General features: G+C 72.0%; 7 protein-coding genes. 4 read left to right on the top strand and 3 right to left on the bottom strand.

The features are described from left to right. Together ACYVD1_RS07340 and ACYVD1_RS07335 are read right to left on the bottom strand one after the other, a co-directional pair. Positions 1 to 912: LacI family DNA-binding transcriptional regulator (locus ACYVD1_RS07340; RefSeq protein ID WP_460769425.1), on the bottom strand; the 912-nt coding region annotated here is incomplete at its 3' end. A 192-nt stretch (positions 913 to 1104) separates the two neighbouring features. Beyond that, entirely contained in the window at positions 1105 to 2115 is a 1011-nt protein-coding gene (locus ACYVD1_RS07335; protein ID WP_460769423.1) for an ABC transporter substrate-binding protein, read from the bottom strand. Positions 2116 to 2283: 168 nt separating this feature from the next. On the opposite strand from ACYVD1_RS07335, the gene ACYVD1_RS07330 reads away from it, so the two are divergent. The 3 genes from ACYVD1_RS07330 to ACYVD1_RS07320 are packed head-to-tail and all read left to right on the top strand — an operon-like array spanning position 2284 to position 5274. Beyond that, positions 2284 to 3318: a FecCD family ABC transporter permease gene (locus tag ACYVD1_RS07330; protein ID WP_460769421.1), complete on the top strand. Its 1035-nt coding sequence runs from the start codon at positions 2284 to 2286 to the stop codon at positions 3316 to 3318. Next, positions 3315 to 4409: a FecCD family ABC transporter permease gene (locus tag ACYVD1_RS07325; RefSeq protein ID WP_460769418.1), complete on the top strand. Its 1095-nt coding sequence runs from the start codon at positions 3315 to 3317 to the stop codon at positions 4407 to 4409. Before ACYVD1_RS07330 ends, ACYVD1_RS07325 begins: the two co-directional genes overlap by 4 nt. 46 nt (positions 4410 to 4455) lie before the next feature. Next, a complete protein-coding gene (locus ACYVD1_RS07320) occupies positions 4456 to 5274 on the top strand; it encodes an ABC transporter ATP-binding protein (protein WP_460769415.1) in 819 nt (272 codons plus the stop codon). A gap of 49 nt (positions 5275 to 5323) precedes the next feature. Here ACYVD1_RS07320 and ACYVD1_RS07315 read toward each other — a convergent pair whose 3' ends face one another. Continuing rightward, on the bottom strand, positions 5324 to 6202 hold the full coding sequence (locus ACYVD1_RS07315) for an alpha/beta fold hydrolase (protein ID WP_460769413.1): 879 nt from the start codon (positions 6200 to 6202) through the stop codon (positions 5324 to 5326). Between the two features lie 170 nt (positions 6203 to 6372). On the opposite strand from ACYVD1_RS07315, the gene ACYVD1_RS07310 reads away from it, so the two are divergent. Then, entirely contained in the window at positions 6373 to 8376 is a 2004-nt protein-coding gene (locus tag ACYVD1_RS07310) for an AfsR/SARP family transcriptional regulator (RefSeq protein ID WP_460769439.1), read from the top strand. Positions 8377 to 8402 lie beyond the last annotated feature (26 nt).

Here is an 8402-nt window from a genome sequence, read left to right as displayed (position 1 = left end):
GCGGGCCGCGGCGGCGCCCAGCTCGCGCATGGGCTGGCGCACGGTGGTCAGGGCCGGGCGGGCGTGGCGGGCGGCCATGATGTCGTCCCAACCGGTGATGGCGAGGTCGGTGCCCACGGTGAGGCCGAGTTCTTCGGCGGCCTCCATGGCGCCCAGGGCCACCTCGTCGTTGACGCACACCAGGGCGTCGGGTGCCGAGGCGCCGCCCAGGACCTCCTTGGCCCTGGTGCGGCCGTCGGCGACCCCGAATCCGCAGGGCACGGGTGTGCGTAGGGGTAGACCATGGGAGGTCAGGACCTGTTCGAGCGCCGACCAGCGCTGGGCGGTGTCGCTGGAGTCCTCGGGTGAGCCCAGGTAGGCGATGTCGTTTTTGCCGAGTGCGACCAGGTGCTCGGCCAGGGCGCGGGCGGAGTCTTCGTTGTCGGCGGTGACGTTGTCGGCGCCCGCGATGGCGGGGCGGGCCATGAGGACTACGGGGACTCCCGAGGCCATGATGTCGGTCAGGGCGGGGTCGTCGACGGTGCGGCCGAAGACTAGGAGTCCGTCGACCCGGTCGGCGAGGTCGCGGACCGCGCGTTCTGGGTCGGTGCGCCCGCGGGTGGACAGGATCAGTACGGAGTGCCCCAGTTCGGCGGCGACCTCTTCGTAGCCCAGGATGACCTCGGCGAAATAGGGGCCGGACAGGTCGGGGAAGACGATGCCGTTGGCGGCGTGCCTGCGTTCGGCCAGGGCCACGCCGAGCCGGCTGGGGCGAAAACCCAGTTCCAGGATGGCCGCGCGGACCCTTTCCTCGGTGGCGGTGGAGACCTTGGCGGTGCCGCGGAGTACGCGGGAGACGGTGGCGGGGGAGACGCCCGCGTGTTGTGCCACGGTGCGGATGGTCACACCGGTGGCGGGGTCGTCCGAGGCCATCGCGTCATCCTCCTGTATGAAACCGGTTTCACATAGGAGGGTGGCACGCTCCCGCCCTTGTTGTAAAGACGGCTCGGGCACAGGGCAGCCGCGACTCACGGTGACGCCGACAGGCAGTGTCCGGGAACAGCGCGGCGGTGCGGGGCCAGCCCGCACCGCCGGTTCTCCTCAGTCAGTTGGCCGCCGCCAGCCCTAGACCGCGGGGTCCGCCTCGCCCGTCAGCGCGGCGGTGACGTCCTCGATGATGCGGTGGGCGCCGTGGTAGTTGGCCGAGCCCCAGAAGTCGTAGTCCACGCGGTACAGCTCCTCGTCCTGGACGGCGTCCAGGTTGGACCAGACGCCCTCGGAGAAGGTGTCGGGGGCGTCGGGGTAGCCCGACCCGGCCAGGACGAAGACCGCGTCCCCGTCGGCCTGCTCCAGGTTCTCGTAGCTGTGCGGGATGTAGTCGGTGCCGTCCCCGCCCTCCAGCTGGGTGCCGGGGCGCTCGAAGCCCAGGTCCCCGACGATCTGGCCGGGGAAGGACTCGGGGGTCTCCAGACGGATCTCGGTCTCGTCCTGCAGCCGCACCAGCGACAGCTCGGTCGAGGCGGGGTCGACGCCGGCCTCGGCCAGTTCGGCCCGGGACTCCTCGACTGCCTCGTCGTAGGCGGCCACGGCCTCCTCTGCCTCGGCCCGGGCGTCCAGGACCTCGCCGACCTCCTCCAGGTGGCCGCGCCAGGCCCCGGTGCCCTCCCACTCCAGCAGGACGGTGGGGGCGATCGCCTCCAGGTTGTCGAGCATCCCGGCCTGCGTACCCAGCTCGGTGCTCACCCCGATGATGAGGTCGGGTTCGGTCGTGGCCAGCTCCTCGATGTTGACGTCGTCCTCGACCGGGGAGTTGGTGACCAGGTCCAGGTCCGAGCCGTCGACGTCCTCGGGCAGGAAGGGGGGCAGCTCGTGGTCGTCCGCGCCGGGGGTGCCCATGGTGCCGACCACGTCGTGGCCCAGCTCGGTGACCGCGGCCAGGGAGGGCCGCCACAGTACGGCGATCCGCTCAGGGGAGTCGGGGATCTCCACCTCCCCGTTCACTGCCTCCACGGTGCGGGTCGGTCCGTCCCCGCCGGCGTCGTCGGAGGCGGTGTCGGTGCCGCAACCGGCCAGGGCGAGCACCCCGACCAGGGCGGGCAGGCTCAACAGGCGCAAACGGTGCGCGAGATCGGGCATCTGTGGGATCCTTCCGTGCGAACAGGATATAGGTAAGGCTAACCTGTCCAGTGTGTGGTTCGGTGGAAGTTCACCCATGCCCTACGATGCCTCGTCGGCCTCACTATAGGCGAGCCTCACCTAACCCACCCCAGCACCCAGTCACCCAGACAGACGAACGGGGAAGCCGTGGCCCTGCGCGCGCCCGCACCAACGCGCCCCACCCTCACCAGACGCGTCATCCGCCCCACCGGCCTGATCATCGCCCTGGGGGCCCTCGTCGTCTGCGCGCTCCTCAGCGTCTCCGTCGGCGCCAAACCCATCCCCGTCGCCGACGTCTGGGCCGCCCTGACCGACCACGACGGCTCCTACGACCACGACGTCATCCTCACCCTGCGCGTACCCCGCACCATCATCGGCATCTTCGTCGGCGCCGCCCTCGGCCTGGCCGGAGCCCTCATGCAGGCCCTGACCCGCAACCCCCTCGCCGAACCCGGCATCCTGGGCATCAACTCCGGCGCCGCCGCGGCCGTCGTCATCGCCGCCTTCGTCCTGGGCGCCAGCGGAACCAACCTGGTCTGGCCCGCCTTCATCGGCGCCGCCGTGGCCGCCGTGGCCGTCTACGCCCTGGGCTCACGCGGCCGCGCCAGCGCCACCCCCGTACGCCTGGCCCTGGCCGGAACAGCCCTGGCCGCCGTCCTCCAAGGCCTCATCTACGGCGTCATCGTCTTCAACGACTTCGTCTTCGACCGCATCCGCTTCTGGCAGGTCGGCTCACTGACCGGCCGCGACCTCGACATCTTCTGGCAGGTCGCCCCCTTCCTCGTCGTGGGGATCCTCGTCACCCTGGCCCTGGGCCCCTCCCTCAACGCCATGGCCCTGGGCGACGACCTGGCCGCCACCCTCGGAGCCCGCATCCCCCTCATCCGCGCCGGAACCGCCGTCGGCGTCATCCTGCTGTGCGGCGCGGCCACCGCCGCGGCCGGACCCATCTGGTTCGTCGGCCTGATCATCCCCCACGTCGCACGCGTGATCACCGGCCCCGACCAGCGCTGGCTCCTGCCCTACGCGGCCGTCCTGGGCGCCATCCTCCTCACCGCGGCCGACACCGCCGGACGCGTCGTCCTACCCAGCTCCGAACTGGAGGTCGGCATCATCACCGCACTCATCGGGGCACCCCTGTTCATCGCCCTGGTCCGCAGCAGAAAGATGGCCCAGCTGTGAGCGACACCCTGGCACGCAAGCGCCGTACCGCCGAGCGCGGCCGCATCACACCGAGCGGCTCCCGCGTGTGGCGCTCCCCGGCCGAGCGGCTGTCCTTCCTGGTCCGCCCGCGCACACTCGTGGTCTGCCTGACCCTGGCAGCCGTCACCTTCGCCACCCTGGTGGTCTCGGTCTCGGTCGGCGACTACGAAGTCCCACTCTCCGCCGTGCCCGCCGCCCTCCTCGGCTTCGGCGAACACCTCGACGTGTTCTTCGTCCAGGAAGTGCGCCTGCCCCGTGCCCTGACCGCCATCGGCGTGGGCGCCGCACTGGGCATCGCCGGCGCGGTCTTCCAGAGCCTGTCGCGCAACGCCCTGGGCAGCCCCGACATCATCGGCTTCACCTCCGGAGCCGCCACCGGAGCCGTGGCCGCCATCCTCATCCTGGGCGCCGGCCGCCTCGTGATCTCCCTCGGCGCCATCGCCGGCGGGCTCATCACCGCCGCCGTCGTCTACCTGCTGGCCATGAAGAACGGCGTCCAAGGCTACCGGCTCGTCCTGGTCGGTATCGGCGTCAGCGCCATGCTCGCCGCGGTGCGCGACTACCTCATGACCCGCGCCGAACTCACCGACGCCCTCGGCGCCCAGATCTGGATGATCGGCAGCCTCAACGGCCGCGGCTGGGGCGAGACCGCCGCCGTGTGGATCGGCGTGGCCGTCCTGGTGCCCGTCATCCTGGCCGTGGGCCAACGCCTGCGCTTCATGGAACTGGGCGACGACACCGCACGCGGCCTGGGCGTGTCCACCACCTCCACCCAGATCATCGCCATGGCCGCAGCCAGCGCCCTGACCGGCGCCGCGATCGCCGTGGCCGGCCCCATCGGCTTCGTCGCCCTGGCCGCGCCCCAACTCGCCCGACGCCTGACGCGCACCGGCGGCACCACCCTGGTCGGCGCCGCCCTCATGGGCGCCACCCTGCTCGTCCTGGCCGACCTGGTCGCCATGCGCGTCCTGGCACCCACCCAGCTGCCCGTGGGCGTGGTCACCGCCGTCATCGGCGGCAGCTACCTCATCTGGCTGCTCTACTCAGAATGGCGCGGCGGCCGCTCCTAACCCAGCCGCACCCGACCTTGGCCCAGCCACACCCGAAAGAGAACGCATGACCGACGACGCCAGCACCCGCCTCAACGGCCAGGACCTCACCCTGGCCTACGACCAGCGCGTCATCTCCCGTGAGCTGGCCGTGCACATCCCCGACAACTCCTTCACGGTGATCGTCGGCCCCAACGCCTGCGGCAAGTCCACCCTGCTGCGCGCCCTGTCGCGCACGCTCAAGCCCGCCCAGGGCAGAGTCCTGCTCGACGGCCAGGTCATCGGCTCCTACCCGGCCAAGGAAGTCGCCCGCCGCCTGGGCCTGCTCCCGCAGTCCTCCATCGCCCCGGACGGCATCGGCGTGGCCGACCTGGTCGCCCGCGGCCGCTTCCCCCACCAGAGCTTCCTGCGCCAGTGGTCCAGCCACGACGAGGCGGTGGTGGCCGAGGCCATGGAGTCCACCGGCGTCACCGCCCTGGCCGACCGATCGGTCGACGAACTCTCCGGCGGCCAGCGCCAGCGCGTGTGGCTGGCCATGGTCCTGGCCCAGCAGACACCCCTGCTGCTGCTGGACGAGCCCACCACCTACCTCGACATCGCCCACCAGATGGACATGCTCGACCTGTGCGCCGACCTGCACGCCGAACGCGGCCACACCCTCGTGGCGGTCCTGCACGACCTCAACCACGCCTGCCGCTACGCCACCCACCTGATCGTCATGCAGGACGGCGCCATCGTCGCCGAGGGCGAACCGGCCACCGTGGTCACCGCCGACCTGGTCGAGAAGGTCTTCGGCCTGCCGGTGCGCATCATCGGCGACCCCGAGACCCACACCCCGATGATCGTGCCCGTCGACCGCCGCGGCACCCAGCGCGAGCACGACTGAGCGGGGCCGGGGCCGCTACCTGCGGCCCGGCCGCCTCGGTCAACGGTGCTCAGCGCTCCAGCAGCGCCCGCAGTTCCTTGACCACCCCGTCCGGGTCCTGCTCGGCCATGAAGTGCCCGCTGTCGACCGTGGTGTGGCGCAGGTCGGCGGCCCAGGCGCGCCACAACGCGGCGGCGTCGAAGCCCAGAGCCGCACCCCAGTCCTGCTGGAGCACCGTCACCGGCATCGACAGGCGCCGCCCAACGGACCGGTCGGCCTCGTCGTGTTCGACGTCGATCCCAGCCGAGGCCCGGTAGTCGGCCACGATCGAGTCCACCGCCCCCGCGCTGGCCTCCAGGTAGGCGCGGCGTACTTCGGGAGGGAAAGCCCCGGGACCGGTGGACCAGGCGTCCAGGAAATGGCCGAAGAACGCGTCCGCGCTGGCCTCGATCATCTGCTCGGGCAACCCGGGAGGCTGTGCCATCAGGTACAGGTGGAAGCCGACCGCGCCCCGCACCCCGTGCAGTGCCTCCCACATGTCCAGGGTCGGCAGCACGTCCAGACTGGCCAGATGCGTAACGGCCTCGGGGTGATCCAGTCCGGCCCGGATCGCCACCAGCGCCCCGCGGTCGTGCCCGGCCAGCGCGAAGCGCTCGTGCCCCAGTGCTCGCGCCAGCTCGACCACGTCGGCGCCCATGGTGCGTTTGGCGTAGACCTCGGGGCCGGTCGCCTCGGGCTTGTCGCTGTCTCCGTAGCCGCGCAGGTCGGGGCAGATGACCGTGTGGTCGGCGGCCAGGTTCGCGGCCACGTGCCGCCACATCAGGTGGGTCTGCGGGAACCCGTGCAGCAGCACCAAGGCGGGGCCCGACCCGCCGACAGCGGCGTTCAGTGACACCGCCGGGGCGACCCGCACCTGCTTGTACTCGAATCCTTCGACGACCGGAGCCATGTTTGCGCCTGCTTCCTGTTGTGGTGGCCAGCGCTCTGAGTCTGTCGCGCCCCGATGAGCAACCGATGAGCGCACGGGTCGCGCTGTACGGTGACCTGGGAACCCAGAGTTCCCTGCACGCAGGGTCACGGCCCACACAGCCCGGGCCACACGGACACAAGGGGGAACCGATGCGGATGTCGTTCGGCGTACTCGGCCCCGTCACGGCCTGGGACGAGGCCGACCACCCCCTCGAACTCAAGGGACCCCGCCACCGCGCCGTCCTGGCCCGCCTCATCCTCGCCCGCCGCCGCGTCGTCCCCCTCGAACTCCTCATCGACGACCTCTGGCAGGGCGCTCCACCCGCTGGCGCCACCAACGCCGTGCGCACCTTCGTCGCCGCCCTACGACGAGCCCTGGAACCCGACCGCCCACCCCGCACCCCCGCCCACGTGCTCACCACCCAGGGACCCGGCTACGCGCTGCACGCCGCACCCGACTCCGTCGACGCCTGGCTCTTCGAACAGCGCCTCACCCAAGCCCGCACCCTGCCTCCCCGGGACGCCCGCACCCGACTCCACCAGGCCCTGGACTCCTGGCGCGGCCCGGCCTACGCCGACTTCGCCGACGCCCCCTGGGCCCGTGCCGAACGCGCCCGCCTGAGCGAACTGCGCCTGCACGCACTCGAGCACCTCGCCCAGACCCGCCTGGACCTGGGACAGGCCGCCCAAGCCGTCCCCGACCTGGAAGCACACGTAGCCGAACACCCCTGGCGCGAGGACGCCTGGCGCCTGCTCGCCCTGGCCCTGTACCGCACCGACCGCCAAGGCGACGCCCTCGCCGTCCTGCGCCGGGCCCGCACCCTGCTCATCGACCAACTCGGCGTGGACCCCGGTCCCGCCCTGCGCCGCCTGGAGGACGACATCCTCCACCAAGCCGACCACCTCACCTCCACCCCACCCGGGACCCGCACACCGGAAACCACCCCCGGCCCCGAACAGCTCTGGATACGGGCAGCCGACGCCTACCAACGCACCGTCACGCCCGGCGCCCACGCCCGGCTCCACTCCACCGTCGGCCTCCTGCGCGACCTCGCCGTCACCGGGGGAGAGGGCCTCCGAACCGCCAGAGCCCAACGCGTGGCCGCCATCACCGCCGCCGAAGAACTCAACGACCCCCACCTGACCGCCCGCGTCATCGGCGCCTACGACGTGCCCGCCAACTGGACCCGCGTGGACGACCCCGAACAGTCCGAACGCGTGGTCGCCGCCGCCGAACGCGCCCTGGCCGCCCTACCCGCCCAGGGAAGCGAAGCGGCCCGCTCCCGCCTCCTGGCCACGATCGCCCTGGAATCCCGAGGCACACACGACCCCCGCGCTCCCCACGCTGCCACCGAAGCCGAACACCTCGCCCGGCAACTGGGTGACCCCGTCCTGCTCGCCTTCGCCCTCAACGCCCGCTACATGCAGACCTTCCACCGCACCGGACTGGCACCCGAACGCGACGCCGTGGCCACCGAAATGCTCACCCTGGCCACCCGACACGAACTGGTCAACTTCCAGATCCTGGGACACCTCATCGGGCTACAGTCCCGCTCAGCCCTGGCCGACTGGCCCGCCGCCGACCACCATGCCCGAACCGCCGACCGACTGGCCACCCGCCACGAACGCCCGCTCGTGGAGGTGTTCACCGGCCTCTACCGGGCACTGCGCACCGCCGCGGCCCCCCACACCCCGCTACACGAGGCTGAGAGCGGCTACCGGGAGGCCACCGCCCGACTGCACGGAGCGGGCATGCCGGGGCTCGGACAAGGACTCGAACCCCTGGCCCTGCTGTGCCTGCGCCTATACCACCGCCAACCCGCCCCCGCTGCCCCGGGCGTCGACTACGGGCCCCACGAACCCTGGGCCCGCCCCCTCGTCCTGCTCGCCCAGGACCGGCGCTCGGAGGCGACAGCCGCCCTGACCCGCATCCCCGAACCACCCCGGGACCTGCTCATGGAAACCCGGTGGTGCCTCACCGCCCGCGCCGCCCTGGCTCTGGGCGAGCACCCGGTGCTGCGCCGCGCCGAGTACGCGCTCACCCACGCCGCCCAGGAACTGGCCGGAGCCCAGACCGGCATGCTCACCCTCGGCCCGGTCGCCGACCACCTCAGCGCCCTCCGCAAAGCCACCACCGACGGGCCAAGGCTTTGAGGGTTTGCAGAAAAATCCCCGGGGTG

It is taken from the genome of Nocardiopsis nanhaiensis, from assembly GCF_054778635.1.
This window is presented reverse-complemented; position numbering and strand designations above follow the sequence as displayed.

Coding starts and splice junctions, on each gene's coding strand:
- ACYVD1_RS07335 (WP_460769423.1), bottom strand. CDS start 2,115: ATGCCCGATCTCGCGCACCGTTTGCGCCTGTTGAGCCTGCCCGCCCTG.
- ACYVD1_RS07320 (WP_460769415.1), top strand. CDS start 4,456: ATGACCGACGACGCCAGCACCCGCCTCAACGGCCAGGACCTCACCCTG.
- ACYVD1_RS07315 (WP_460769413.1), bottom strand. CDS start 6,202: ATGGCTCCGGTCGTCGAAGGATTCGAGTACAAGCAGGTGCGGGTCGCC.
- ACYVD1_RS07310 (WP_460769439.1), top strand. CDS start 6,373: ATGCGGATGTCGTTCGGCGTACTCGGCCCCGTCACGGCCTGGGACGAG.